Below are 23429 nucleotides of genomic sequence, written 5' to 3'. Positions count from 1 at the left end.
TTTCATTGGCTCATCTCCCGCGACCACGAAATTGCATTGACGTAGATGCCGAGCGGATTGGCGCGCAGTCGCTCGGGATCGCGCGGGGTCTGGATCACAATGGTCAGGATGGCGGTCCATCGTTCCGTAGTGGAGAGCTGGCCGTTCTCGTAGTGCCGCTCCACCCACGAAACGCGGAAGGAATCCGGCGATGCCCGGATGACCGATGACACTTCGATGGCGACCTGTTGGCGGCCAACCTTGGTGAAGGGGTCATTGGCGCGGGCATAATCGTTCAGCGCCGCCGCGCCCCTGTCGGTGGTCCACTCATAGGCCCGAAGCCAGTTCTGGCGGACAATGATCGCGTCGGCCGGGATCGCGCGCACCTGCTCGATGAAGCGGCCAAGATGGAAAGCAATCTGCGGATCGGTCGGGCGATAGTCGGCATTGGCGGGCGCGACGGTTTGCGCCTGACCGAGATTGTCCACCTGAACAACCCAAGGCACCACGGTGCCGCGCGCCGATTGCCAGACCAATGCCGAAGCGAAGCCGACAGACAGGATCAGGGAACCGAAAGCCATGAGCCGCCAGTTGCGCGCCTGCACGCGGGCCGAGCCGATACGCTCGTCCCAGACTTGCGCGGCGCGCTGATAGGGTGTCTCGGGTTCCGGCGTCTTGCCGTAATGGGGTGCTGGTCGTTTGAAGATGCTCATGAGCGGTCACTTTCGGAAAGGTTGACGGAGGAACCGGAACCGTGGCTGTCGCCAGACCGCACCGCATGGGCGGCCATGGTGGTGCCGTGGTTCATTGCCTGCGAGCGGCGCATCTGCTGCGCCCATGCGGGCGGGCTGCCGGCCGGGCCGGATGCTGCGGCGGCGGGATCGGCGCTCGCGCCGCCGACCGTGCCCATGGTCGAGCTGCCGCCCGACGCGCCGAAACCGGCTTTCGTACCAGCAGAGAAGCTGGATTTGACGGATTCGCTGGCACGCGCGGCGGCGCGTTTGAGGGGCGAGATGGCCGCCGATCCTGCGGCTCGCGCGACGCCGCCGAGGCCGGAGGCGACGCCGGCCGCACCGGATTGGCCAAGCGAGCTAACGCTATAGGCGGCGGTCGCCGCGCCCGCGGTGGCGGCACCTCCGCGGACGGCCGAGGCCCCACCGGACAGGGCGGCAGCACTACCCTTGGCCGCAAGCATAGCCCCGCCGCCAGCGGCGACGCCTGCACCTGCGACCGCAAGCCCGGTTCCCACGGCTGCGCCCGCGCCAAGCTGCGGGCCGCCAGAGACGATGCCGTTGGCGATGCCGGGGCCGAAGATGCCGAGGCCGAGCAGCGACAGAGCGGCGAGCACAATCGCCATGGCGTCGTCGATGGTCGGCGTCGCCCCGCCGAAACCGGCCGTGAATTGCGAAAACAAGGTGCTGCCGATGCCGATGATGACGGCGAGGACCAAGACCTTGATGCCGGACGACACCACATTGCCCAAGACCTTCTCGGCCATGAAGGCGGTCTTGCCGAACAGGCCGAAGGGGATCAGCACGAAACCGGCAAGCGTGGTCAGCTTGAACTCGATCAGCGTCACGAAAAGCTGGATGGCGAGGATGAAGAAGGCCAGCACCACCAGCGCCCATGCGAACAGCAGGCACGCGATCTGGATGAAGTTCTCGAAGAAACTGATCCAGCCCATCAGGTCGGAAATGGAATCGAGAAGCGGACGGCTGGCGTCGAGGCCGGTCTGCGCCACGCGGCCCGGCCGCATCAGATCGGTGACGGAAAAGCCGGTGCCCGATGCCATGAGGCCGAGGCCGGCGAAGCTCTCGAAGACGATACGTGCGAGGTTGTTCCAGTTGGAAATGATGTAGGCGAACACCCCAACGAACATGGTCTTCTTCACCAGCCGGGCGATGATGTCGTCATCCGCGCCCCATGCCCAAAAGAGTGCGGCGAGCGTCACGTCGATGACGATCAGCGTCGTGGCGATGAAGGCGACCTCGCCGCCGAGCAGGCCGAAACCGCTGTCGATGTAGCTGGTGAAGACCCCTAGAAACGAATCGATGACGCCGGTGTTTCCCATGGTCAGCGCCCTTCGCTGGTCTGCGGCGCGGCGGGTGCTGACGGGCGGCCGAGGAAGCGGTCGCGGGATTCTGCCCATGCGGCGAGGCAGTCGGTGTCACTCGCCGCCGCCTCGCCGAGCTGCTGGCAACGGCGCAGGGTTTCCCGCAGGGGATCGGCCGGGGGCTGGAAGACCGACGCCGGGGGCGGCGCGGAAGGCTCGTCCTTCCGCGCCATGTCGATTGCGGTCGCCGTGACGGCGATGGCGACGAACACCACGGCCCCGAGCCGGGCCAGCATCTTGCCGTCCATGGCGAGCCTCCCGGTCAGTTGTTGCCGTTGTTGAACATCTGCGCGTTGCCGGGCTGGTATCCGCTGCCCGGCGATGTTGCCGACGACGCCAGCCTGCACGCGCATGGCGTCCTGCAAACCGCCAACCGTATTTTCCCAACGGCCGCGCGCGTCGGCGACAAGCTGGGCGTCGGTCGCGGACAGCGAGACATTGCCGTATTGGCTCTGGAACGCTTGGTCGATCTGGCTGACCTCGAATGCGAGATTTTGGGCCTGCCCGAGAAGCTGCTGCGTGCGCTGGACGTTCTGCTGGAGCTGCTGGAGCGAGCTATGCGGCAGGCTCGCAAGGTTGCGGGCCTGATTGATGAGCATCTGCGCCTCGTTCTGGAGGCTGGTGATCTGGTTATTGATCTGTTCGAGCGTGCGCGCTGCCGTGAGGACGTTCTGCGCGTAGTTCGACGGGTCATAGACGATGCGGCCGAAGCCGAATTGCGCATGGGCCGGGCTTGCCAGCATGGGCGAAAGCGCGACGGGCACGGCGAGCGCCAGCGCGAGGGCCGAGGCCCCGACGATCTTGGGATAGGTCATGGAAGAATCTCCTGTGTGGGGTGGGTATCGAGCCGGGCCGGCGCGGCGGATTCCGGCCGGTCGGCAAGATTGGTGAGGTTCGGGATCAGCTCGGCCGCCCACTCGACGCCGCGATGGCGTAGCCAGCCGGCGAGGAAACCGGCGCGGCCGTGCTCGGCATGGATGCGCGCGATTTCGGTCTGGTCGGATTTGGAGGATGCGGCGCAGAGCGCGAGGCCGACTTCGGACAGGCCAAGCTCGAACAGGCGATTGCCCCTGCGGCTTTGGCAGTAATAATCCCGCTTGGGGGTGGCCCTTGCGAGGATTTCAATCTGCCGGTCATTGAGGCCGAAGCGGCGATAGATGGCCGTGATCTGCGGTTCTATGGCCCGCTCGTTCGGTAGCAGGAGCCGCGTCGGACAGCTCTCGATGATCGCGGGCGCGATGTTGCTTCCGTCGATGTCGCTGAGGCTTTGCGTGGCGAAGATCACCGACGCATTTTTCTTGCGCAGGGTTTTGAGCCATTCGCGGAGCTGGCCGGCGAAACCTTCATAGTCGAGCGCAAGCCAACCCTCGTCGATGATGAGCAGCGTCGGCCGCCCGTCGAGCCGGTCGCCGATACGATGGAACAGATAGGACAGCACGGCGGGGGCCGCGCCGGTCCCGACAAGGCCCTCGAGCTCGAACGCCTGCACGTCCGCCGAGCCGAGATGTTCGGCTTCGGCGTCGAGCAGCCGACCATAGGCTCCGCCGACGCAGAACGGACGGAGCGCCTGTTTCAGATCGTTGGATTGCAGCAGCACCGCAAGGCCGGTGATCGTGCGCTCATCGACCGGCGCGGACGCCAGCGAAGTCAGCGCCGTCCAAAGATACTCTTTGATCTCGGGCGTGATGGCGATGCCTTCGCGCATGAGGATGGCGGCGATCCAGTCCGCCGCCCATGCGCGTTCATAGGTGTCGTGGATGCGGGCAAGTGGCTGGAGCGAAACGGACGCCTCGTCCCCTTCCGTGAGGCCACCGCCCAAATCGTGCCAATCTCCGCCCATGGCGAGCGCGGCGGCGCGGATGCTTCCGCCGAAGTCGAAGGCGAAAACCTGCGATCCCGCATAGCGCCGGAACTGCAAGGCCATGAGGGCGAGCAACACGCTCTTACCCGCCCCCGTGGGGCCGACGACAAGGGTGTGGCCTACGTCGCCGACATGGAGACTTAGCCGGAACGGGGTTGAGCCTTCGGTCTTTCCAAAGAGCAAAGGGGGTGCACCGAAATGCTCGTCCCGTTCCGGCCCCGCCCACACCGCCGAAAGCGGGATCATGTGGGCGAGATTCAAGGTGCTGATAGGCGGCTGGCGGACATTCGCGTAGGCGTGTCCGGGCAGGCTGCCGAGCCATGCGTCAACCGCGTTGACGCTCTCGGGCATGGCGGTGAAGTCGCGGCCCTGAACGATCTTCTCGACCAGGCGCAGCTTCTCTTGCGCCACGCGCGGGTCGGCATCCCAAACGGTGACGGTCGCCGTGACGTAGGCCATGCCCGCCACGTCCGCCCCAAGCTCCTGCAACGCCATGTCGGCGTCGAGCGCCTTGTTGGCGGCGTCGGTGTCCACCAGAGCGGACGCCTCGTTCGTCATGACCTCTTTCAAGATCGCGGCGACGCTCTTGCGCTTGGCGAACCATTGGCGACGGATGCGGGTCAGCAGCCGGGTCGCATCGGTCTTGTCGAGCAGGATCGCGCGCGTGCTCCACCTGTAGGGGAACGGCAGGCGGTTCATTTCGTCGAGCAGGCCCGGCGTCGTCGCGGTCGGGAATCCCACGATGGTCAGCACGCGCAGATGCGCGTCGCCAAGGCGCGGCTCCAGCCCGCCAGTCAACGGCTGGTCGGCGAGCAGCGCGTCGAGGTGCATCGGCACCTCGGGCACGAGCACGCGATGCCGGTTGGTCGAGATGGTGGAATGGAGATAGGTCAACGTCGCGCCGTCATCCATCCAACGACACTCGGGCATGAAGCCGTCGAGCAGCGCGAGCACGCGGTCGGTGCGGTCGATGAAGCCGCGCAGGAGCTCCCACGGGTCCACGCCGGCTTTCTCCCGGCCCTCATAGAGCCATGTTTCGGCGCGGGCGGCTCCCTCGGCCGGGGGCAGCCAGAGGAAGGTCAGGAAGTAGCCGGACACGAAATGCGCGTCCGCTTCCTCAAAACCGGCTTTCCGCTCCGCATCGACCAGCGCCGACGCGGGATCGGGAAAGGTGCTGTCGGGATAGATCGCCGCCTCGCTGCGCTGCGCCTCGACGAAGATGCTCCAGCCGGAGCCGAGGCGACGGACGGCATTGTTAATGCGGCCGGCGACGGCGACCAGCTCGGCCGCAACGGCGGAATCCAGATCGGGACCGCGAAACTTCGCAGTGCGCTGGAATGAGCCGTCTTTGTTCAAGACGACGCCCTGACCGACCAGCGCCGCCCATGGCAGATAGTCGGCGAGCCGGGTGGCGGTGCGGCGGTATTCTGCAAGGTTCATCATGGCCGCGCCCTCACACCGCAAGAAAAGCCGGGATGCGGACATGCCGCCGTCCGACCTCGACAAAGAGAGGGTCGCGCTTCGCCGCCCATACGGCCGCGAAATGGCCTATGGCCCATAGGGCGAGGCCTACCAGCCAGAGGCGCAGGCCGAGGCCCACGGCCCCGGCCAGCGTCCCGTTCATGATGGCGATGGAGCGCGGTGCGCCGCCGAGCAGGATATGTTCGGTCAGCGCCCGGTGGACCGGGACGGTGAAGCCCGGCACCGCGCCGAGCTGTTCGAGGCCGCCCGCCATCAAACGAGCGCCCCGCCGCCGAAGCTAAAGAAGCTGAGGAAGAACGAGCTGGCCGCAAAGGCGATGGACAGGCCGAACACGATCTGGATCAGGCGACGGAAGCCCCCTGACGTATCGCCGAACGCGAGCGTTAGGCCGGTCACGATAATGATGATGACGGCAATGATTTTCGCTACCGGCCCTTCGATGGACTGGAGGATTTGCTGGAGCGGCTGTTCCCACGGCATCGACGAACCGGACGCATGGGCGGCCGGGGCGAGCAGGAAACTAATGGTAAGGGCGGATGCGGCGGTCGCCATGCGGCGATAGCCGCGCGTGAGCGTGCGGTTCATGAAGGTTCTCCTGTGCTGTTGGGGATTGCCAAAGGGATGGGATGCGTGATGCGATAGTCGCCGTCCGGCCCCAGCCCCTCAACGCAGGCAAGCTCGGCAAGCCGGCGCGCGGAGCCGCGCCCGGAAAGGACGGCAACAAGGTCGATGGTCTCGGCGATCAGGGCGCGCGGGACGGTGACGACAGCCTCTTGAATGAGCTGTTCAAGGCGGCGCAGCGCACCGATGCCGGTGCCGGCGTGGATGGTGCCGATCCCGCCGGGGTGTCCCGTGCCCCATGCTTTCAGAAGGTCGAGGGCTTCCGATCCGCGCACCTCGCCGATGGGGATGCGATCCGGGCGCAGGCGCAGCGAGGACCGCACCAGATCGGAAAGCGCCGCCACGCCGTCTTTCGTCCGCATGGCGACAAGGTTGGGTGCCGCGCATTGCAGCTCGCGCGTGTCCTCGATGATGACGACGCGATCCTGCGTTTTCGCCACCTCGGCGAGCAGCGCGTTCGTCAGCGTGGTCTTGCCGGTGCTGGTGCCGCCCGCCACGAGGATGTTGGCGCGGGAAGAAACGGCCGCACGTAGCGTCGCAGCCTGATCGGCGGACATAATGCCCGCCGCCACATAGTCGTCGAGGCTGAACACGGCGACGGCGGGCTTGCGGATTGCAAAGGTCGGGGCGGCGACCACGGGCGGCAGCAGGCCCTCGAACCGCTCCCCGCTATCCGGCAGCTCGGCCGAAACGCGGGGGCTGCGGGCATGAACCTCCGCGCCGACATGATGCGCGACCAGCCGTACGATGCGTTCGCCATCGTCGGCGGACAGGCGTTCGCCCGTGTCGGAAAGCCCTTCCGACAGACGGTCCACCCAAAGGCGGCCGTCCGGGTTTAGCATCACCTCGACCACGGCCGGGTCTTCGAGCAGCCGGGCAATGGCTGGGCCGAGCGCGGTGCGCAACATGCGCGCGCCGCGCGCAATGGCTTCCGGCTTTTGGTGATTGGTGGTCATGTCGGCCCCGTTTCTTCATGGGGCGCGACAGGCGATCCCCGGATCGGGGTCGATTAAGAGAGGCCGAAATCCGGCCGGTTCAACAAGTATCTAGCTGCGTGCGGTGATCGGCGGCGAACGGCGGTAAATAGGATGGGTAGCATCTAAGATGGGGTGGAGAATGGAATGGCAGCTTCCGGGCCGACAGAGGGTGAAGCGGTCGTTCAGTGTCGCAAAAATCTGTCGCGCAAGTTAGATTTTCATGCCTGATTGTCGCGACAGCTTTTTCCCTACAAAATCAGCGCCGGCGATTTTGTCGCAAAACTTAGGATTTCTGCGACACTAGCCCCAAGTCAGCGGGTCAAGGCGCAGATAGAAAGCAAGGCGTTCGCGATCTGGCGCGTTGATCCCCAGTATGTCGAGCAGGATGGCGAAAGCGCGCTCCGCTTCATGCGGCGCTGCCCAACTCTCCCCGGCGTTGGCGACCATAAGCGCCAGATCGGCGTAGCGGTCTGCCGTTCCGAGCCGACCCAAGTCGATCACTCCCGAACATCGCAGGCTTTGAGGGTCCACTATGAAATTGGGCATACAGGGGTCGCCATGACAGACGACCATATCGGCGCTCTCTTGGTCGAGCCGAACCGTCAACTCTTGTTCTACACGCGCCAAGAGTTCCTGCTGTGGTTTGGTTTTGTCCTCATCGGGCAGGAAGTCGGGATTGACGGCGTTCCGGGATACCACATCCACGGCGCACGCGAACATTCGCGACAAACTGCGTTCGAATGGACATTGAGCGACCGGCAGGTTGTGCATGATGCCAAGCTGCTGCGCCATTGAAGGCCACGCTTTGAGCAGGTCGACTCCCGATAGATCGGCCGCCGGCACTCCGGGAATTGCCGTCATCGTCAAACAAGCCCCTTCCTCCGTCTCTCGCCAGGCGATTATTTCGGGGCAGGCCACGCCTCTGCCGTGCAGCCAAGCGAGGCGGTCGCGCTCGCCCGCAAGGTCTGCAATCCGCACGCGCGAGGCTATCTTTGCGTAGGCCAGATCATCGTGACGGCGATAGAGGAAATCACCGGATTCCCCGCTCCTGATGGAAACCCATGCACGAGAATCTTCAAGCAATCCGTATTCCAAATTCAAATACACACCTTCGTCGCGAAAATCCCAAAATCTGCGGCACATTTTTTCTGCCATTCTATACTCGGTTTGGGGCGCTGCGATCAAGCCAATGAACGACAGCAGTAGGGTCGAAACCCAACACTAATCCCTGTCGGTTTCATCAAAGTCGGTTGGGATCTGATCGGGAACGATATCGCGCGACAGCTCCTTGAGGAACCTGTCCCCCGTCGCCAGACGCCGGCCGAGGTTCTGCATGAAGCCCTCGAACCGTTCCGCGCCTTTCGCGCGAGCAGCGGATTGTGCAGCTCCCGTTAGTGGTGGAGTGATGGTCATCCAGAAAAGGATGAACTGCGCGACCGTCTCGCCAAGCACGGCGAGATCCAGGTCGAGGGTGTCGATCTGGCGGCCGAGCTTGTCCAGGCGACGCGACATGGCGGCTTCAAGCTGGTCGTCAGCATCGCCGGACAGGTAGGACATGACCGCCGCCTCCACGATTGCGGATTTCGAGACATTGCGGCGCAGCGCCACCGAGCGGCGCAACGCTATCGCCTCGATCTGCGGAATGAGCGCGGGGTCGAAATAGAGATTCAGGCGGGTTCTGGTTGCCATGGTCGTGTCCTCAAAGGTCGATTCCGTCATCGGGGTTCAATGCGACCTGCCGCGCGACCATCCTCATACGTTGGCGCATGGCGCGGGCCTTGGCCGCGTCAACGTCCGGCTCGTCGTCCAGCAACTCGAACTCTTGCTCGGGCGATGACGGCGGGGCGACGATTTCCTCTTGGCTTGGCAATTCCGGCTCGCGGCGGATGCCGGCATTGGCCGGATCGCCTTCGGCCCCATCTGCGGCGCTCGTCGCGGAACCGCTTTCCGCCGCGACCACGCGGCCGGACCAATCATCGGCGGATGGGCTGGGCGCCGGCGGAGCGGCGACCAGATCGGGCGGGGTCAGGATGCGTTCCTGAAACCGCGCATCCTCGAAATAGCGGGCCTTGGTCGCGCGGATTGGCGGCGTGCCCGCAACCATGACAATTTCCTCGGTAGGCGGAAGCTGCATGATTTCGCCCGGCGTGAGCAGTGGCCGGGCCGTCTCCTGCCGGGAAACCATCAAATGCCCGAGCCATGGAGCCAGTCTGTGCCCGGCATAGTTGGTGGAATCGCGCAGCTCGGTTGCGGTGCCGAGCGCATCGCTCACCCGCTTGGCGGTGCGCTCGTCGTTGGTGGCGAAGCTGACGCGCACATGGCAGTTGTCGAGGATCGCGTTGTTTGGCCCATAGGCACGCTCGATCTGGTTGAGGCTCTGCGCGATCAAAAAGCTCTTGAGGCCGTAGCCCGCCATGAAGGCCAAGGCGGACTCGAAAAAATCCAACCTGCCCAATGCCGGAAACTCGTCGAGCATCAACAGCAAGCGATGGCGCTTGCCGGAGTTGGTCAAGTCCTCGGTCAACCGCCTGCCGATCTGGTTGAGGATCAGGCGGATGAGCGGTTTCGTCCGGTTTATGTCGGAAGGCGGGACGACAAGGTAGAGCGTGACGGGCTGGCGGCTGCCGACCAGATCGGCAATGCGCCAATCGCAGCGTGCCGTCACCCGCGCCACCACGGGATCGCGGTAGAGGCCGAGAAACGACATGGCGGTGGAGAGCACGCCCGACCGTTCGTTCTCGGACTTGTTCAACAGCTCGCGGGCCGACGACGCGATGACGGGATGAACGCCCGTCTCGCCGAGGTGCGGCGTGTCCATCATCGCGCGCAAGGTCGCCTCGACCGGGCGGCGCGGATCGGACAGGAAGTTGGCGACGCCGGCCAGCGTCTTGTCCTTCTCGGCATAAAGGACATGCAGGATCGCTCCGACAAGCAGGCTGTGGCTCGTCTTCTCCCAATGATTTCTTTTATCGAGACTGCCTTCGGGATCGACCAGAATATCCGCGATGTTCTGCACGTCGCGGACTTCCCATTCTCCTTGCCGCACCTCCAACAGCGGGTTGTAGGCCGAGGATTTCGCGTTGGTCGGATCGAACAGCAGCACGCGGCCATGCTTCGCGCGGAAGCCCGCTGTCAGCGTCCAGTTCTCGCCTTTTATGTCGTGAACGATGGCGGATGCCGGCCATGTCAGCAGCGTCGGCACCACCAGCCCGACGCCTTTGCCGCTACGCGTCGGGGCAAAGCATAGGACATGCTCGGGACCGTCATGGCGCAGATAGTCCCGGTCGTATCGGCCGAGCAAGACGCCATCGGGGCCGAGCAATCCGGCCGCACGGATTTCCCGGTCCTCAGCCCATCGCGCCGATCCGTAGGTGGCGACGTTGCGCGCCTCCCGCGCCCGGATGATCGACATGAAGATGGCGGCGGCGATGGCGAGGAAGCCGCCCGATACCGCGATGATGCCGCCCTCGACGAAGATCGCGGGCGCGTAGGCGTCGAACGAAAACCACCACCAGAAGAAGGCGGGCGGATAATAGACCGGCAGGCCCGCCAGCTCGAACCATGGTGCTCCAAGCTGCGGCTGGAAGCCGAGGCGGAACGCCGTCCATTGCGTCGCTGCCCACACCATCACCAGAACGATGGTGAAGACGGCACCAATCTGCCCCCAAAGGATTCGGCCTCCGCGCATACAGGCTCCAGTCGGCAAAAAAAGACGGAGCCGATCAGAGAGTAGGCAAAATCGGGACGGGCAACAGGAAAGAGGATGCCGGAGGGCTGCCGGATACTATCGGCGGCAAATAGGACGGGTCGCCTTTGCCGTTATCGTGCCGGTCGAGTGCCATCGAGGAAACGATTGGGCGAATCGCCGTCACGCTTCATTTTGCCTGCGAGGTTGAGTAGATTTTTCAGTGCGGAGCTGCGATTGAACGGCGACCAGACGGCTGTAAAGGCAACCGGCTCCGGTTCATCGAGGAAGGGCAGGAAGACGATGCCGGTCGTCGGCAATAATGACGTGGCCTCGCCGACGATAGTGATGCCGAAGCCTTGTCCGACCATAGATAGCAGCGTGCCGCGCCCCACATCAAAGCGCAGGATCGACGGTGCGGGCCAACGCCCGGCAAGGCGCAGCACGATATGGTCATGGACCTGCGGGCCGGTGCCACCATAGCGAACAATGAAAGTCTCGCCGACCAGATCGGACCAAGTGATTGCGGACTGCCCGGCGAGGCGATGCCCATCCGATAGCACCACCACCAGCGGTTCGGTCCAGATCGGTCGGGTATGGCAGTCGGGCATCTCGGGCTTGCCCGCGACGAACGCCACGTCGAGCTGGTCAGCACGAAGCTGCATCACCGCATCGCGGGCCGTGCCTTCGGTTATCTCGACCTCAATGCCGGTATGGGCTTCCCGATAATGACGGATCAGCTCCGTGAGAAAGCTGCGTGGGATCAAGGCATGGATGCCGATGCGAAGCCGGCCACATTCTCCTTGAGCTGTCATGCCGGCGGTCTTCACCGCGTGATCGAGTTGATCGACACCCGCCGTGACACGCTCCATGAAGTGCCTGCCTGCGTCTGTTAGCCGAACGCCCCGCGCATGGCGCTCAAACAGCAGGATACCAAGGTTATCCTCCAGCGCTTTCACACGCGCGCTGACGCTCGACTGGCTGACGCCGAGTGCCTTGGCCGCATGCCGAAAATTCAGATGCTCGGCGACGGCGATGAACTGAACAAGGGAAATGAGCGGTATCCTGCCAGACAGGATACCGCCATTCACGAGGTTTCGATGGTTAGTGCGCCGCATCGGAGCGGGCCTGCCACCAGTCGTCGGTTAGACGACTGGCGACTTCTCGGTGGCAGTCCCACGGAGCCGAAGGAGCGCCAGCCCCAACGACACCAGCACTGCCATCGCCGTGGCGTAACAGATCACCGGCCACGCTGTGTCACCGTTTAACAGCGTCACCGCCAATGTCCCGACAATGCTGACTATCAGGCTTTGAACGCAGAAGTAGAACGCGACCGCTGATCCTGCGATGTCGTCGAACTCTGCCAAAGCGCCGTTCGCGGTAACGGACACAGTGAAGACAATGGCGACCGCCATGACCCACATCGGCACGATGAAGGTGAGGAATGACGGCGAACCGAAGAGTTCGCCGATCCCCAACAGGACCGCCCCGAAAACGAGCAACGCCATTCCACGCGCTACGCATCCCGCGATGCCCCATCTGGTGACAAAGGACTTCGCGAAACGAGTTGTCACGATCATTACAAGCGCGACAGTGGCGAAGGCAAAGCTGAATCCGATCTCGGAATATTCCGCTTGGCCTATGAGCACACGGGGAGCCGTCGAGAAGAAGACGAAGAAGGTGCCCATACCGGCGCTAAAGCCGATGGTGTAAACCCAAAAAGCCGGACTCGCGAAGATCGGCAAAACAGATCGGCGCGTCTTCGCTTGATCCAGAGGGCGGGTTTCGTGCCACCTGAAACCCGCATTTAGGAGTGCGAGCATCGCCAGTATAGCCAAAGCAATGAATATCGCCTGCCATCCCAAGAACTCGCCGATCAACGCTCCGGCGATAGGGCCGAGCGCAGGTACGAACGCCAGCATCGAACTGAAAAGGCCGTAGATGACGACACCCTCAGGACGACTGGCATAAACGTCGCGAACCGTCGCGAACGTCGCCACCAGCATGGCCGACGCGCCGACTGCTTGAAGCAGACGGAAAGCGACAAAGGCTGGTGCAGTTGAAGACCAAGCTGCTCCCAGAGACGCAATGACGAAAGCCGTTGCGCCCGCAAGTAGAATTGGCCGTCGCCCGATGCGGTCTGAGAGCGGACCAAAAATCACCTGGCCCACACCGAGCATCACAATATAGAGGCTCAACGTGAGTTGGATCATGGCGGGCGTCGTGTTCAGGATGCCGGGCATCGCTGGAACGACGGGGAGATAAATATCCATCGCCAGTGAAGCGAGGATGTCGAAGGGAGCCATCAGCAGTAGGGCTGCCGGCAGCGTATAGGCCCATGCAGGGCGTGTGATGGTCATGATAAGTCAACCGCTCGATTAAGAAATCTCGGGCGGCGTCTGCACATCAGCAATCACATGGGATTGGTCTCACAGAGCGCCGCAACAACAATTTTGCTGTTGCGGCTTACTTGTCTGCTGACTTTGGATTTCCCATGCTGACCACTCCACGATCACAAATTTGACTAGCTATCACTTATACGATCAGCTGTTGCCTCGCAATGCCGTATCGCTGGCTCGTAGCCACCCAATCCCCCGCTGTTGACGTTCCCGTCATTCTTGGCCGTATGAAACCCCTATGCCTTGCTTTGGCGGTTGGCTGGAACGGGCAGAGGTTCAGTCGACGCGGATCAGCCGACCCATTTCTTTTGCGAGAGAGAGCAGATCACGGAGCGCGGCGCTTCGATTGAACGGCGACCAGACGGCGGTAAAGGCAACCGGCTCTGGCTCATCGGCGAAAGGCAGGAAGGTGATGCCGGCAGTCGGCAGCAGTGCCGTCGCTGCCCCGACGATGGTAATGCCGAATCCCTGTCCGACCATGGATAGTAGCGTGCCACGTCCTACGTCGAAGCGCAGTATCGAAGGCGCGGGCCAGCGCCCGGCAAGGCGCAGCACGATATGGTCATGAACCTGCGGGCCAGTGCCACCATAGCGGACAAGGAAGGTTTCGCCGACCAGATCGGCCCAAGTGATTGCCGGCTGCCCGGCAAGACGATGCCTATCCGGTAGCACCGCTACCAGCGATTCAGTCCAGACCGGCCGTGTATGGCAGTCGGGCAGCTCTGGTGTGCCAGCGACGAACGCCACGTCCAGCCGGTCGGCACGAAGCTGCATGACCGCATCGCGGGCCGTGCCTTCGGTGATTTCGACCTCGATGCCGGGATGGTTTTCCCGATACTGCCCGATCAGATCGGCGAGGAAGCTGCGCGGAATCAAGGCATGGACGCCGATGCGCAGGCGGCCCCATTCCCCCGTCGCCGCCATGCCTGCGGTCTTCACCGCATGGTCGAGTTGATCGACGCCGGCTGCGATCCGCTCGACGAAGTGGCGTCCGGCTTCGGTCAACCGAACGCCACGCGCACGACGCTCGAACAGGAGGATGCCAAGGTCTTCTTCCAGCGCCTTCACGCGGGCGCTGACGCTGGATTGTGCAACCCCGAGTGCGTTCGCTGCGTGGCGGAAGTTGAGATATTCAGCGACCGCAAGCGTCTGGATCAGCGACAAGAGAGGTATGCGCGACCCGAGCAGCGTTTCACTTGATCGGAAGGCATCGTTCGCATGTCTTTTCGAACGCCGCATCCTAAGCTCCCGCTAGGCGGCCTTTTTTGTGGCTCCGCGTTTTTCGACCGGGATTCCGCGCAGATCGCGCAACCAGAGCTGACCGCATGCCGCCGAAATATCCCGCCCCTGTGTATCCCGCACCACGACCGGCACACCGGCGCGATCCAGCACTTCACGGAAAAGTCCGAGGCTGCGGTCGCCGGTTCGATCAAGCGCGATGCCATCGACAGGATTCCAGCGCATAAGGTTCACACGCGCCCTTCGCTTGTTCATGAGACCGGCAAGCCGTTTCGCATCAGCAAGCGTGTCGTTGATGCCGGGGAGGACCAGATAGACAAAGGTGACGATCCGGTTGTGCCGTTCCGCCCATGACGAAGCGCGCGCGATGACTTCCTTGATGTCGTGCTTACGCGATCCGGGGATGAGACGGTCGCGAACTTCCTGCGTCGTCGCATGCAGCGATATAGTCAGATTGATCGCCAGATGCTCTTCTCGCAATTGCGCTAGAGCCTTCGGTATGCCGATGGTCGAAAGCGTGATTCCCGTGGTGGGAAAATTCATCCCTCGCCGGTCGCGCAGGATACGAATCGCCTTCATCACCTGCTCGTAGTTGTTCAAAGGCTCGCCGATGCCCATGAACACGATCCGGTTGACCTTCGGCCCGAGTTGAACGACCTGTTCGACAATCTCGCCCGCCGAAAGGTTGCGCTTGAGGCCGGCTTGGCCGGAAGCGCAGAACTGGCAGGCGAAGGCACATCCAACCTGTGACGAAATACAGGCGGTGTGTCCGTCGTGACGACGGATCAGAACGCTTTCAACGGCATAACCGTCATGAAGGCCGAAAAGCACCTTCTGCGACCGACCGCCGCGCTCATGCGTGATTTTGCGAAGGCTCCGCAACTGGACGCCCCGAGCCTCTGACCAGTTCCGCAAGGCGCGCGGCAGGTCCATGTGTGGGCAGAACAGGTCGCGATAAGCGATTTGCGGCCCGCTGCTCGCGTTCAACGCATCGAACTCGTCGGCCATGAGGTTCAGCGCCAAGGTTGGCGCAGGCAGTGCTTTTTGTCGTTCGCCCCCCAACGGGCTGGGTTCTTGTATAGGCATGATAGTCGTTCCGGGTTTCCGTGCCCGGCGATACCGTGGCGCACGCCTTATAAATAACCGACACGACTGTTATAAACAACCCTCCAGATGGTGTTACCCGAACACATGGTCGGGATAGAGGACGGACAGAAGCATGTGGGTGCGCTTGGTCATGAAAGCCGCTAGCTCGCCTTCCGGCTCAACGAGCCATTGCATGCAAGACCCCTGAATGACCGTCTGAATCAAGCCGGCGGTATGCTCGGGTGGGCGCGGCCCGGCGGGCAGTCGTGCCTCGATAGCTTTCAGGACCAGTCTGTTCCGCTCCGCCGCAAGGGCGCGAAGCGACGGCTCCTGAACGTCTCCCCACAATAGAAGAAGGTAGCCTTCCGTTCCGGCACCGTCACCCATACCGGCGATGAGGTCCTTGAGCATCGCCCACAGCGGATCGAGGCCCTTTTCGGGACTCGCACCCGCGAAATAGTCGCGCACCTCCTGCGTGTTGCGCTCCATGACCTTTAGATGCAGCGTCGCCTTGTCTTTGAACCGCTGGATCAGTGCAGCCCGCGAGATGCCGACCGCTTCCGCAACATCGGAGAGGGTGAAGGCCGATGGACCTTTCTGAAGAAGGATGCCTAGCGCGGTATCTAGAATGAACTCATCGCTATGAAGTTTCGGTCTCGGCATATCTTCTTTTCTACTGCTCGCTTGAATGATGGCCCCTACAATAGCCGGCATCCAGCGTGAGATACACGGGGCATGATAGATACCGGATGAAACACGCGTATGTGCTAAAGGCCAAGGTCATGCCTTCGCCCCAACTGCCACGACACCGATCCGCCCTGCACGACGCCAGTGATCTCGCGGCCGAGCTGGCGGTCGATCACCGGCCGCCACGGGACAAGCGTGAACTCATGGCTCTTTTCCACCACGGCGAACTTGCCGCTCGATAGCTGAACGGTCCCGGTGAACTTGCCGCTGACGTTCTCGCCGTCCGTGGCGGCACGGAACGGCAACCCCTTGCCCTCGGCCATCTCCGCGCCAATGCGGGCAACCTCCCGCTCGCGCAAGGTGGCGAGAAGGCTGCGCCGGTAGAAGATGCGGCCGTTCCGTGCTCGGGTGGCATCGCCCTGTTCGATGTGATGCTCGCGCCGCTGGTCCATCGCCTCACGCACCTGCTGGCCGAAGCCGGCCGGCGCAAGGTCGGCCGTTTCGCCATGGACCAATCGCCGGTCCAGCCATGTCGTGCCGTCCGATCCGATCTGCTTGCCTAGATCGACCGGGGAAAGGATGCGAACGCTGGCCTGCCGGTCACGGCCGGCGTCATAGGCGGCGGCGCGGCTGACCAGATCATCGGGGATGCGCCATTGGTCGGCGTCGATCCTCTCGACGATCCCGGCGCGGCGCAATGCCTCCAGTCGCCGGACATGGGCATCGACATAGCCCTCATAATCGCCGCCCGGAACGCGGCCCTCGAACTTCGCCTGCTCCAGATGGCGGCTCGGACGATAGATGCCGTCCTCGGTGATGGCGGCAATGGCGCGTTCGGACGGTCGGGCGGTCGCCTCGGCCGGGCCGATCTGGACGACGCTGCAAACGCGGGCGTCCTCCAGCCGCTCGGGCGCGATGCCTGCGATGTGGTGCGTCCTGCCGTCGATCCCGTCCACCACAATGGTCAGGTTCTCGCCCAGCTCGTCCGACAGGTGCTTGTCCACGACGCGGCCGACGATGGGTGTCTCTGGCGCTCCGTCATGGATTTGAAAGCTCATGGGATCGCGTTCGCCTCGGGAACGGGAAGATTGGCCCCTCCAATCGCATCGACACGAACTCGCCAGCGTTCTCGCTGGAGTCTTTCCATCCGGGGCCGGCGTCCGGGCCGGCCTCGCTATCGAGGCGCACGCGATAGTCGGGCGCGTTCTTTGCGTCGCTCGGCTTGGCCGGGACGATGAACAGCTTTTCGTGGAGGCCGAACGAATGAAGCTCTCCCGCATAGCCGGTTTCGGTGCGGGTGAAGGTGCCTATCTCTGCCATGGAAATCTCCTGTGGTTGATTTTCGGGGGGTGGTTCAGTGGGTCGGCGCGCGCCACTCGTAGCGGCCGACGCCTTCCTCATCGGTCCAAAGCGGGACCGCTCGGCCGATGACGGAAGCTGCGGGGATGGGTCCGAAATACCGACCGTCGAGGCTGTCGCGGACTTCCCAATTCATGAGGAAAAGCTGGTCGTCGCCGATGACGCGGCAGCCCTGCCAGACGGGCAGATCGCGGCCGAGGCTGTCGCGCTCCAGCGCCTCGCCCATCTCGATCCCGTCAACCGTGATCGTGCGGCCGGCGCGGCAAACCCGCTGTCCGGGCAGGCCCAAGACGCGCTTCAAGAGCGGGACGCCGCGCGCGATATAGCCGCGCTCGGCCATGAAGGCGGCGAGCGGTTCGGGCGGCATGACGGCGACCAGCTCGGGCACGCCGAGCGCGTCGGCCGGCTCGACGGTGTAGAAGCCGATGGGTGCGCTGGCCGTCGCGTTCCAGATGAGTTTCGTCGGCGTCTGGACCGCGCTTGCAGCGGCGATGCCGATGACGGCGAGCGCCGTCACCGTGAGCGTGCGGCGGCGCGTCATGGGTCGATCCTTCGGCGATGAAGCCAAGCGGCATGTCGCTCGGGGGTGTAGGCGTGCGGCTCCAGATTGGCGGTCAAACGGTTATGGACGTGCCGCCAATGCTCCGGCGAGGCGTCGGCCGGATCGAGGCCGAGCGCATCCACGGCGTCGATAGCGAAAAGCGCACGCTGCACCTTCGGCCAGCCGTCGAGGCGCAACAGGATTTCGCCGCCGGGGCGCACGAACGGCAATGTCTGGAACGGTTCGTCCCGACCGATGGCGCGCACAATGTCGATGCGCGAAACGACAGTGCCGTGCTCGCCTTTCGCCCATCGCACGAAGGCAAAGACGCTGCCCGGCGCGAAGCCGACGACGCTGCGGCGGCGGTCGATGATCTGCTCGTAGCTCTTGCGGCCGAAGCGTATCCAGTGCTCGACCTTGCGTTTCTCGAAGGTCAACTCGACCAATGTTGTGAAGGGCGCAGGCCCGTCCGGCAGCGGACGGCCGTGCGCGCTGCGATGGGCGCGAGGGGTCATTGTTCGTCTCCGGTGATGTGCTGGGGGCTGCGCGGGCGCAGCGCGTCGAGCGCGGCCGTCATGGCTCGCCCCTTCGGGCAGAACCGGCACCACGCTTCGCCTGCGCGCGCGTCAAGGAAAAAGAGTTAGCTGGGGTAACTGTTTCTGTTCTCGTCGCGTGTGAGGAAAGCGCCTCTTGCCATACCGTGAACGGTGATCTGACCGGCTTTTGCCGGTCCACCACCAACCGGAATGGAGAGAACAGATGGACGACTTCGCAGGACTGGATGTTTCCCTTGAGATGACGAGCATCTGCATCGTGGATGCTGATGGCGCTGTGCTGAAGGAGGCGAAGGTTGCTACCGAACCGGACGACCTCGTCGCCTTCTTCGCGCAATGCGGCATGGCGATGAAGCGAATCGGCCTGGAGGCCGGCGCGCCGTCGCAATGGCTCTACGGCGGCATGGCCGAAGCCGGTCTGCCGGTCGTGTGCATCGAGACGCGGCATGTCAAGGCGGCGCTGTCGGCCATGCCGAACAAGACCGACCGCAACGACGCGCGCGGGATCGCCAACATCATGCGCACCGGCTGGTTCTGCGCCGTGCATGTGAAGACGCAGACCGCGCAGGAACTGCGCTTCCTGCTGGTGGCCAGGCAGACGCTGGTTCGCAAGCTGATGGATATCGAGCTGGCGATCAGAGGCATGCTGCGCAGCTTCGGCCTGAAGATGGGCGTGGTATCCAAGCGCAACTTCGAGGCGCGCGTTCTGGAACTCGCCGGCGACCGTGCGATGCTGATGCGGGCGCTCAACCCCATGCTGACCGCGAGGCGCGCTCTGGCTGTCGAATATACCAACCTGCAAAAGGTGGCGATGGACTTCGCCCGTGACGATGACGTGTGCCGCCGGCTGATGACCGTTCCCGGTGTCGGCCCCATCGTGGCGCTGACCTATCGTGCGACCATCGACGTGCCGTCGCGATTCCGACGCTCCAAATCCGTGGGAGCGCATCTGGGACTGACGCCGCGCGCCTACCAGTCCGGCGAGGTTGACTGGAACGGTCGCGTGTCCAAGAGCGGCGATGCAATGGCGCGGGCGGCGCTCTACGAGGCCGCGCACATCCTGCTCATCCGTGTGAAGCGCTGGTCGTCGCTCAAGGCGTGGGGCATGCGGCTGGTGAAGAACCGGGGGCATAAACGGGCCGTCACCGCGCTCGCGCGCCGAATGGCGGTGTTGATGCACCGCATCTGGGTCGAGGGAACCACCTTCCTCTGGAAGACGGGTGACGGTCAGGCAATCGCGCCGAAGCCCGTTCCCGCTGTTTAAGGCCGTCTGCCTGTCATCCGCATGGATGCCGGCTGACGTAGGCTGAGAGTTCCGCTGCGGCGGAGAGATGTCCCCCGAGGGGACGAGGGTTCGGGTGAGCACGTTCAGAATCTTGTCCGCATCGCATTCTGCGACAGCGAAGACGCGAGTTAGCTTGGCCGCCCGACCTTCCGATCCCTGCTTGTGGCGATCCTGATATCGACCACGGAAAGAAGCGTGAGCCGCTCGGGGTGATGTCGATGATCCGCTCATCGCGTGTCCTCCGGCTTGACGGCTGGGATCCACGGAAGACGGACAGATCGGGATGGCTCATACGCAGCTTGTTGCGAACGCGCACGATCATTGGCAAGATGATCGCGGGTGGCACTGGGCGCGTGCTTCACACCCACAGAAACAGTTAAAGAAGATTCTCTGTTAGATAAGTTAGCGGTCGGATTCCGCTTTTCAGGCCAAAGCGTTAGCTGCGGTTCGTGCGCCTGATCTGCCGATAGTGTTGCGCCTGATGTGCCGATACCCCGTGCGCCTGATCTGCCGATGGCATTAACAGGGTTATCAACAGTGCCTGTTGACGAATTTTCGGGGCGGATGCGCAGCAGCTCGCGGCCGTCTTCCCGCTCGATCTGGAGCCGGTAGCCGGGGAGCTGCTGGCGGGCCGCGATCCGGCGCAAATCGAGCGCGAAGTCGGACGGCCGCGCGAGGCTGCCGGATTTCTGGTGAAGGTGCGCGACCTCGAAAATCCAGCCGTGGCGCTGGTGCCCGGCGTGCTTTCTGGCGACGCGGTAAAGCCATCGCTCGATGCCGCCAGTCAGCCGGAAATAGGCCGGGTCGATGGTCAGGACCAGCGAACGGTCGATGACGCTGTTGTAGAACCATTCGGGCAGGACGAACTCCATGCCCTCGACGCGGCCGACGCGCGTCGTCATTTCCTCCCATTCGTTGATCCAAGAAAACTGGCGGCGACGCCAATGCGGGCCGTTGCGGATGGTGGTGGCGATGACGGTCGATTGCAGCCGCGCCAGCGCGGCTTTCAGGAGCCGGTATTGGTGATTGCCGGTCGGCCGTCCGATGGCGCGCAACAGATGGTAAGGCGTAAACCGGACAAAGCGCGACGTGGTGAGGCCGTTGTTCTCGGCCGCGACGATCTGCGAGGCCGCCCATATCAGCACATCGGCGTCCCAGATGGTCGCCATGCCGTGCTCGGGCATCCCGAACACCTGCACCTCTATGTCGGCGGCCTTGTAGAGAATCGGCTTGGTGCGCGGGGTCTTCGCCAGCGAGAAAAACGGCCGTTCCATCAAGTCGCGCTGGTCGCGCGGCGGCGCGTCGCCGGTTGCGACCACGAAGGGGTCTAGGCGGCTGCGCTCGCTGTCCTCGGTCGGCTGCGCGGGGGCATGATCGTCCTCGCGCAGCATCTAGCAGTCGCCCCGTTCTTCGGGCGTGAGCGGACGCGCGGGAAAGACGGTGCCGGCGGTCTTGTCGCGGGTGGATTTGCGCTCACCCGCCGCGCTCCAGTCTTCCAGATCGCGGACGGTGTAGAGGACGCGCCCGCCGACCTTGCGATAGGTCGGGCCGGTGCCGTAGGTGCGATGCTTCTCAAGGGTTCTGATGGATATGCCGAGGAAGCGGGCGGCTTCCTTGGTGCGCAGCAGGCGCGGCGGCAGGCCCGCAAGCGGGTTGGCCATGGATCACCTCCAGTCGGGATTGGGCTGCCGGGGACGCAGCGGACTGTGGCGAACCATGGCGAGGGATCGGCGGCGCGTAGCGTGCCGCATTTGCGCCTATGCGCTGACGGCACCCCCCTGCGGGGCAGCGCGGCTAATAGTTGAGGGATTTCAGCGGCTCATCGCCTGCGGCACTGAATAGGCGAAGACATTTGCACGCAGTTCGGCTAAGAATGTGGTTGGAGCAGACGCGCTGCTCTGGGGCGTCGAAACCCCTCACGAATGGCTGGTGCTGGCCAGAACGGCACCAACTCCTTGACCTATGGTCGGGGAGCCTGTGGCGTATACAACAGGCTTTCCGAGCTAAAGGCCATGGGGCCGTTTCGTGACGGTTTCGAACTCCCCGATCACCAAGAGTCAGAGAGAATCGTTTGCGGGGGCGCACCGCAGACAAAACTCTCTCGGATACGGGGAATGACTATGCGGGTTCCCGTCGAACTCGATCCCGATGTGGACGACATCGCGCCGACAGGCGACAGCATAACGGTCTATGACGAACGGCATTTCGTGACGTATCTGCGCCTTCTCGATGCGAAGGCCGAAGATGCGGACTGGAAGGAGGTCGCGCGGATCGTGCTGCACCGCGATCCGGTCGCCGAGGAACTTCGGTCGCGCCGATGCTGGCAAAGTCATCTGGAGCGCGCGCAATGGCTGTCGCGTGAAGGCTATCGGAAGATTCTGGAGCAGGCGGTAGCCAACAAGGTATGAAGATCGGAGACAATTTCAGCTTGTTTCTTGTCGCAGATTTCGGGGTTGTTGCGACAACTACCCGCAAGTAGATTTACGCAAGCTATGGATGAATATAGGCAAGCTATGGATGAATATAGGGAAGTAAACTGCGCGGCGATGCCAGTGCCGGCGGGTTTATCGGAAGAGGTGAAGGGGTATTCGTGGGCGCGGAATAATGTCGGTGAGTCCGGGGGAGTGGTATATCGGCTCTACGGCAAGGCAGGTGCACCCGATCTCTTCCTGAAGCATGGTCGCGATACCGTTGCCAATGATCTCGTGGATGAGATGGTTAGACTGCGTTGGATGGCCAACCACATCGCGGTTCCCACCGTCACGCATTTCGTCAGCACTACCGACGAAGCCTGGCTCCTTATGACGGCCTTGGCAGGTGAAACCGCATATCAGGCTCTGGAAGCGCGTCCAGAGGAGAGAACGACCATTGTTGATGCGCTGGCGGACTTCCTTCGGACGCTACATGCAATTCCGATCAGCGAATGTCCATTTACCAGCGATCATAGCTATCGACTCCGACTGGCGCGCAAACGGATCGACGCCGGCTTGGTCGAAGAAGACGATTTCGATGAGGAACGCGAAGGCTGGACAGCAGAACAGGTTTGGCAGGAAATGCATCGACACCTGCCTTTCATGGCCGATCAGGTTGTCACACATGGGGACTTCTCGCTCGATAACCTTCTTATGGTGGATGGTGTGGTAATCGGCTGTATCGACGCAGGCCGTGTCGGTATTGCCGACCGCTACCAAGATTTGGCGATACTCTGGAACTGTCTCGGAGAGTTCGATGAGGCGTTACAGGACAGGTTTTTCGCCCGGTACGGCGTTCCTAAGCCAGATCCAAGCAAGCTGCTATTCCACCTGATGTTGGACGAGCTTTTTTGATATTAGACGACAGCTACCACGGCAAATGAAACACAGGCTGGCAGTGGCAGAACCACCAAACTCCGTCATTCTCGAAATTGCATCCCTTGCGAGATAGGGGGCGAGAAGCGTAAGTGCTATTTTTAACGGCCCCTATCGACCCACATTCTCCAAGTAAGTCGCTGATTTCGCTGTCGTAATCGTGATATTTCGCATATAAATCATGGCGTTGACGGCTGCGAGGGGCGCGTTTCAT

At 63.1% G+C, this 23429-nt stretch carries 25 protein-coding genes and 1 pseudogene; 3 read left to right on the top strand and 23 right to left on the bottom strand.

All coding sequences use genetic code 11. The features are described from left to right. Positions 1–2 precede the first annotated feature (2 nt). The 20 genes and pseudogenes from trbF to ACFOMH_RS11605 all read right to left on the bottom strand — a co-directional run bounded on the left by trbF (position 3) and on the right by ACFOMH_RS11605 (position 18544). Entirely contained in the window at positions 3–692 is a 690-nt protein-coding gene (trbF, locus tag ACFOMH_RS11705; protein WP_377744659.1) for a conjugal transfer protein TrbF, read from the bottom strand. Continuing rightward, complete coding sequence (trbL, locus tag ACFOMH_RS11700) at positions 689–2050, bottom strand: P-type conjugative transfer protein TrbL (RefSeq protein WP_377744657.1); 1362 nt, start codon at positions 2048–2050, stop codon at positions 689–691. Before trbL ends, trbF begins: the two co-directional genes overlap by 4 nt. A gap of 2 nt (positions 2051–2052) precedes the next feature. Further along, the gene (gene trbK-alt, locus ACFOMH_RS11695) at positions 2053–2340 is read right to left on the bottom strand and encodes a putative entry exclusion protein TrbK-alt (RefSeq protein WP_377744825.1); all 288 of its coding nucleotides are present in this window, start codon (positions 2338–2340) and stop codon (positions 2053–2055) included. 15 nt (positions 2341–2355) lie between these two features. Continuing rightward, positions 2356–2907: pseudogene (trbJ, locus tag ACFOMH_RS11690) on the bottom strand (P-type conjugative transfer protein TrbJ); the annotation flags it as partial. Then, complete coding sequence (gene trbE, locus ACFOMH_RS11685) at positions 2904–5396, bottom strand: conjugal transfer protein TrbE (RefSeq protein ID WP_377744655.1); 2493 nt, start codon at positions 5394–5396, stop codon at positions 2904–2906. The gene trbE and the pseudogene trbJ, both read right to left, overlap by 4 nt. Before the next feature lie 10 nt (positions 5397–5406). Beyond that, positions 5407–5688, bottom strand: a complete 282-nt coding sequence (locus ACFOMH_RS11680) for a VirB3 family type IV secretion system protein (RefSeq protein WP_377744654.1) — start codon at positions 5686–5688, stop codon at positions 5407–5409. Beyond that, the gene (locus ACFOMH_RS11675; protein ID WP_377744652.1) at positions 5688–6020 is read right to left on the bottom strand and encodes a TrbC/VirB2 family protein; all 333 of its coding nucleotides are present in this window, start codon (positions 6018–6020) and stop codon (positions 5688–5690) included. Before ACFOMH_RS11675 ends, ACFOMH_RS11680 begins: the two co-directional genes overlap by 1 nt. Further along, a complete protein-coding gene (trbB, locus tag ACFOMH_RS11670; RefSeq protein ID WP_449301453.1) occupies positions 6017–6964 on the bottom strand; it encodes a P-type conjugative transfer ATPase TrbB in 948 nt (315 codons plus the stop codon). Before trbB ends, ACFOMH_RS11675 begins: the two co-directional genes overlap by 4 nt. 369 nt (positions 6965–7333) lie before the next feature. After that, positions 7334–8188, bottom strand: coding sequence for an APH(3'') family aminoglycoside O-phosphotransferase (locus ACFOMH_RS11665; protein ID WP_377744650.1), 855 nt, complete (start codon positions 8186–8188; stop codon positions 7334–7336). 66 nt (positions 8189–8254) lie between these two features. After that, a complete protein-coding gene (locus tag ACFOMH_RS11660; RefSeq protein ID WP_449301451.1) occupies positions 8255–8752 on the bottom strand; it encodes a CopG family transcriptional regulator in 498 nt (165 codons plus the stop codon). Then, entirely contained in the window at positions 8733–10721 is a 1989-nt protein-coding gene (locus ACFOMH_RS11655; RefSeq protein WP_377744648.1) for a conjugal transfer protein TraG, read from the bottom strand. The genes ACFOMH_RS11660 and ACFOMH_RS11655 overlap by 20 nt, the downstream gene beginning before the upstream one ends. A 131-nt stretch (positions 10722–10852) precedes the next feature. Further along, positions 10853–11836, bottom strand: coding sequence for a LysR family transcriptional regulator (locus tag ACFOMH_RS11650; protein WP_051231116.1), 984 nt, complete (start codon positions 11834–11836; stop codon positions 10853–10855). A gap of 27 nt (positions 11837–11863) precedes the next feature. Continuing rightward, on the bottom strand, positions 11864–13078 hold the full coding sequence (gene floR / locus ACFOMH_RS11640) for a chloramphenicol/florfenicol efflux MFS transporter FloR (protein WP_029074208.1): 1215 nt from the start codon (positions 13076–13078) through the stop codon (positions 11864–11866). Positions 13079–13393: 315 nt separating this feature from the next. Then, positions 13394–14281, bottom strand: coding sequence for a LysR family transcriptional regulator (locus tag ACFOMH_RS11635; protein WP_241896654.1), 888 nt, complete (start codon positions 14279–14281; stop codon positions 13394–13396). An 87-nt stretch (positions 14282–14368) separates the two neighbouring features. Beyond that, positions 14369–15364, bottom strand: coding sequence for a 23S rRNA (adenine(2503)-C(2))-methyltransferase RlmN (gene rlmN / locus ACFOMH_RS11630; protein WP_207896397.1), 996 nt, complete (start codon positions 15362–15364; stop codon positions 14369–14371). Positions 15365–15535: 171 nt separating this feature from the next. Continuing rightward, a complete protein-coding gene (locus ACFOMH_RS11625) occupies positions 15536–16156 on the bottom strand; it encodes a TetR/AcrR family transcriptional regulator (RefSeq protein ID WP_210162791.1) in 621 nt (206 codons plus the stop codon). A 53-nt stretch (positions 16157–16209) separates the two neighbouring features. After that, the gene (locus ACFOMH_RS11620; RefSeq protein ID WP_377744645.1) at positions 16210–17187 is read right to left on the bottom strand and encodes a DUF3363 domain-containing protein; all 978 of its coding nucleotides are present in this window, start codon (positions 17185–17187) and stop codon (positions 16210–16212) included. Then, the gene (locus ACFOMH_RS11615; protein ID WP_377744643.1) at positions 17168–17449 is read right to left on the bottom strand and encodes a DUF736 domain-containing protein; all 282 of its coding nucleotides are present in this window, start codon (positions 17447–17449) and stop codon (positions 17168–17170) included. The genes ACFOMH_RS11620 and ACFOMH_RS11615 overlap by 20 nt, the downstream gene beginning before the upstream one ends. 34 nt (positions 17450–17483) lie before the next feature. Continuing rightward, a complete protein-coding gene (locus ACFOMH_RS11610; RefSeq protein WP_377744641.1) occupies positions 17484–18029 on the bottom strand; it encodes a S26 family signal peptidase in 546 nt (181 codons plus the stop codon). Continuing rightward, a complete protein-coding gene (locus ACFOMH_RS11605) occupies positions 18026–18544 on the bottom strand; it encodes a DUF2840 domain-containing protein (RefSeq protein ID WP_377744639.1) in 519 nt (172 codons plus the stop codon). Before ACFOMH_RS11605 ends, ACFOMH_RS11610 begins: the two co-directional genes overlap by 4 nt. Positions 18545–18788: 244 nt before the next feature. Between ACFOMH_RS11605 and ACFOMH_RS11600 the strand changes: the two genes are divergently transcribed. Further along, complete coding sequence (locus tag ACFOMH_RS11600; RefSeq protein WP_377744638.1) at positions 18789–19847, top strand: IS110 family transposase; 1059 nt, start codon at positions 18789–18791, stop codon at positions 19845–19847. Positions 19848–20095: 248 nt separating this feature from the next. Here the strand turns inward: ACFOMH_RS11600 and ACFOMH_RS11595 are convergent, their stop codons facing one another. Further along, complete coding sequence (locus ACFOMH_RS11595; RefSeq protein WP_377744636.1) at positions 20096–21259, bottom strand: replication initiator protein A; 1164 nt, start codon at positions 21257–21259, stop codon at positions 20096–20098. Further along, the gene (locus tag ACFOMH_RS11590) at positions 21260–21529 is read right to left on the bottom strand and encodes a helix-turn-helix transcriptional regulator (protein WP_058161507.1); all 270 of its coding nucleotides are present in this window, start codon (positions 21527–21529) and stop codon (positions 21260–21262) included. A 459-nt stretch (positions 21530–21988) separates the two neighbouring features. On the opposite strand from ACFOMH_RS11590, the gene ACFOMH_RS11585 reads away from it, so the two are divergent. Both ACFOMH_RS11585 and ACFOMH_RS11580 read left to right on the top strand, forming a co-directional pair. Further along, complete coding sequence (locus tag ACFOMH_RS11585; protein WP_029074272.1) at positions 21989–22276, top strand: DNA -binding domain-containing protein; 288 nt, start codon at positions 21989–21991, stop codon at positions 22274–22276. 105 nt (positions 22277–22381) lie between these two features. Continuing rightward, positions 22382–23194, top strand: a complete 813-nt coding sequence (locus tag ACFOMH_RS11580) for an aminoglycoside O-phosphotransferase APH(3')-I(H957) (protein WP_216562158.1) — start codon at positions 22382–22384, stop codon at positions 23192–23194. A gap of 13 nt (positions 23195–23207) precedes the next feature. Here the strand turns inward: ACFOMH_RS11580 and ACFOMH_RS11575 are convergent. After that, positions 23208–23429 (bottom strand): hypothetical protein (locus tag ACFOMH_RS11575; protein ID WP_377744634.1); only part of this gene is annotated, 222 nt, incomplete at its 5' end.

Source organism: Paracoccus mangrovi (assembly GCF_042648425.1).
Taxonomy (GTDB): Bacteria; Pseudomonadota; Alphaproteobacteria; order Rhodobacterales; family Rhodobacteraceae; genus Paracoccus; species Paracoccus mangrovi.
The sequence above is the reverse complement of the archived record's forward strand: the minus strand, read 5'-3'. Positions and strand labels throughout refer to the sequence as shown.

What these genes read in the sequence shown, in the direction of transcription:
- floR (WP_029074208.1), bottom strand. Translation starts at nt 13,078, where the DNA reads ATGACCATCACACGCCCTGCATGGGCCTATACGCTGCCGGCAGCCCTA.
- ACFOMH_RS11650 (WP_051231116.1), bottom strand. Translation starts at nt 11,836, where the DNA reads ATGCGGCGCACTAACCATCGAAACCTCGTGAATGGCGGTATCCTGTCT.
- rlmN (WP_207896397.1), bottom strand. Translation starts at nt 15,364, where the DNA reads ATGGCCGACGAGTTCGATGCGTTGAACGCGAGCAGCGGGCCGCAAATC.
- ACFOMH_RS11660 (WP_449301451.1), bottom strand. Translation starts at nt 8,752, where the DNA reads ATGACGGAATCGACCTTTGAGGACACGACCATGGCAACCAGAACCCGC.
- trbE (WP_377744655.1), bottom strand. Translation starts at nt 5,396, where the DNA reads ATGATGAACCTTGCAGAATACCGCCGCACCGCCACCCGGCTCGCCGAC.
- trbK-alt (WP_377744825.1), bottom strand. Translation starts at nt 2,340, where the DNA reads ATGGACGGCAAGATGCTGGCCCGGCTCGGGGCCGTGGTGTTCGTCGCC.
- ACFOMH_RS11580 (WP_216562158.1), top strand. Translation starts at nt 22,382, where the DNA reads ATGGATGAATATAGGGAAGTAAACTGCGCGGCGATGCCAGTGCCGGCG.
- ACFOMH_RS11655 (WP_377744648.1), bottom strand. Translation starts at nt 10,721, where the DNA reads ATGCGCGGAGGCCGAATCCTTTGGGGGCAGATTGGTGCCGTCTTCACC.
- ACFOMH_RS11615 (WP_377744643.1), bottom strand. Translation starts at nt 17,449, where the DNA reads ATGGCAGAGATAGGCACCTTCACCCGCACCGAAACCGGCTATGCGGGA.
- ACFOMH_RS11585 (WP_029074272.1), top strand. Translation starts at nt 21,989, where the DNA reads ATGCGGGTTCCCGTCGAACTCGATCCCGATGTGGACGACATCGCGCCG.
- trbF (WP_377744659.1), bottom strand. Translation starts at nt 692, where the DNA reads ATGAGCATCTTCAAACGACCAGCACCCCATTACGGCAAGACGCCGGAA.
- ACFOMH_RS11625 (WP_210162791.1), bottom strand. Translation starts at nt 16,156, where the DNA reads ATGCCGGCTATTGTAGGGGCCATCATTCAAGCGAGCAGTAGAAAAGAA.
- trbB (WP_449301453.1), bottom strand. Translation starts at nt 6,964, where the DNA reads ATGTTGCGCACCGCGCTCGGCCCAGCCATTGCCCGGCTGCTCGAAGAC.
- ACFOMH_RS11600 (WP_377744638.1), top strand. Translation starts at nt 18,789, where the DNA reads ATGGACGACTTCGCAGGACTGGATGTTTCCCTTGAGATGACGAGCATC.
- ACFOMH_RS11590 (WP_058161507.1), bottom strand. Translation starts at nt 21,529, where the DNA reads ATGGCCAACCCGCTTGCGGGCCTGCCGCCGCGCCTGCTGCGCACCAAG.
- ACFOMH_RS11665 (WP_377744650.1), bottom strand. Translation starts at nt 8,188, where the DNA reads ATGGCAGAAAAAATGTGCCGCAGATTTTGGGATTTTCGCGACGAAGGT.
- ACFOMH_RS11675 (WP_377744652.1), bottom strand. Translation starts at nt 6,020, where the DNA reads ATGAACCGCACGCTCACGCGCGGCTATCGCCGCATGGCGACCGCCGCA.
- ACFOMH_RS11680 (WP_377744654.1), bottom strand. Translation starts at nt 5,688, where the DNA reads ATGGCGGGCGGCCTCGAACAGCTCGGCGCGGTGCCGGGCTTCACCGTC.
- ACFOMH_RS11605 (WP_377744639.1), bottom strand. Translation starts at nt 18,544, where the DNA reads ATGACCCCTCGCGCCCATCGCAGCGCGCACGGCCGTCCGCTGCCGGAC.
- trbL (WP_377744657.1), bottom strand. Translation starts at nt 2,050, where the DNA reads ATGGGAAACACCGGCGTCATCGATTCGTTTCTAGGGGTCTTCACCAGC.
- ACFOMH_RS11595 (WP_377744636.1), bottom strand. Translation starts at nt 21,259, where the DNA reads ATGCTGCGCGAGGACGATCATGCCCCCGCGCAGCCGACCGAGGACAGC.
- ACFOMH_RS11610 (WP_377744641.1), bottom strand. Translation starts at nt 18,029, where the DNA reads ATGACGCGCCGCCGCACGCTCACGGTGACGGCGCTCGCCGTCATCGGC.
- ACFOMH_RS11620 (WP_377744645.1), bottom strand. Translation starts at nt 17,187, where the DNA reads ATGAGCTTTCAAATCCATGACGGAGCGCCAGAGACACCCATCGTCGGC.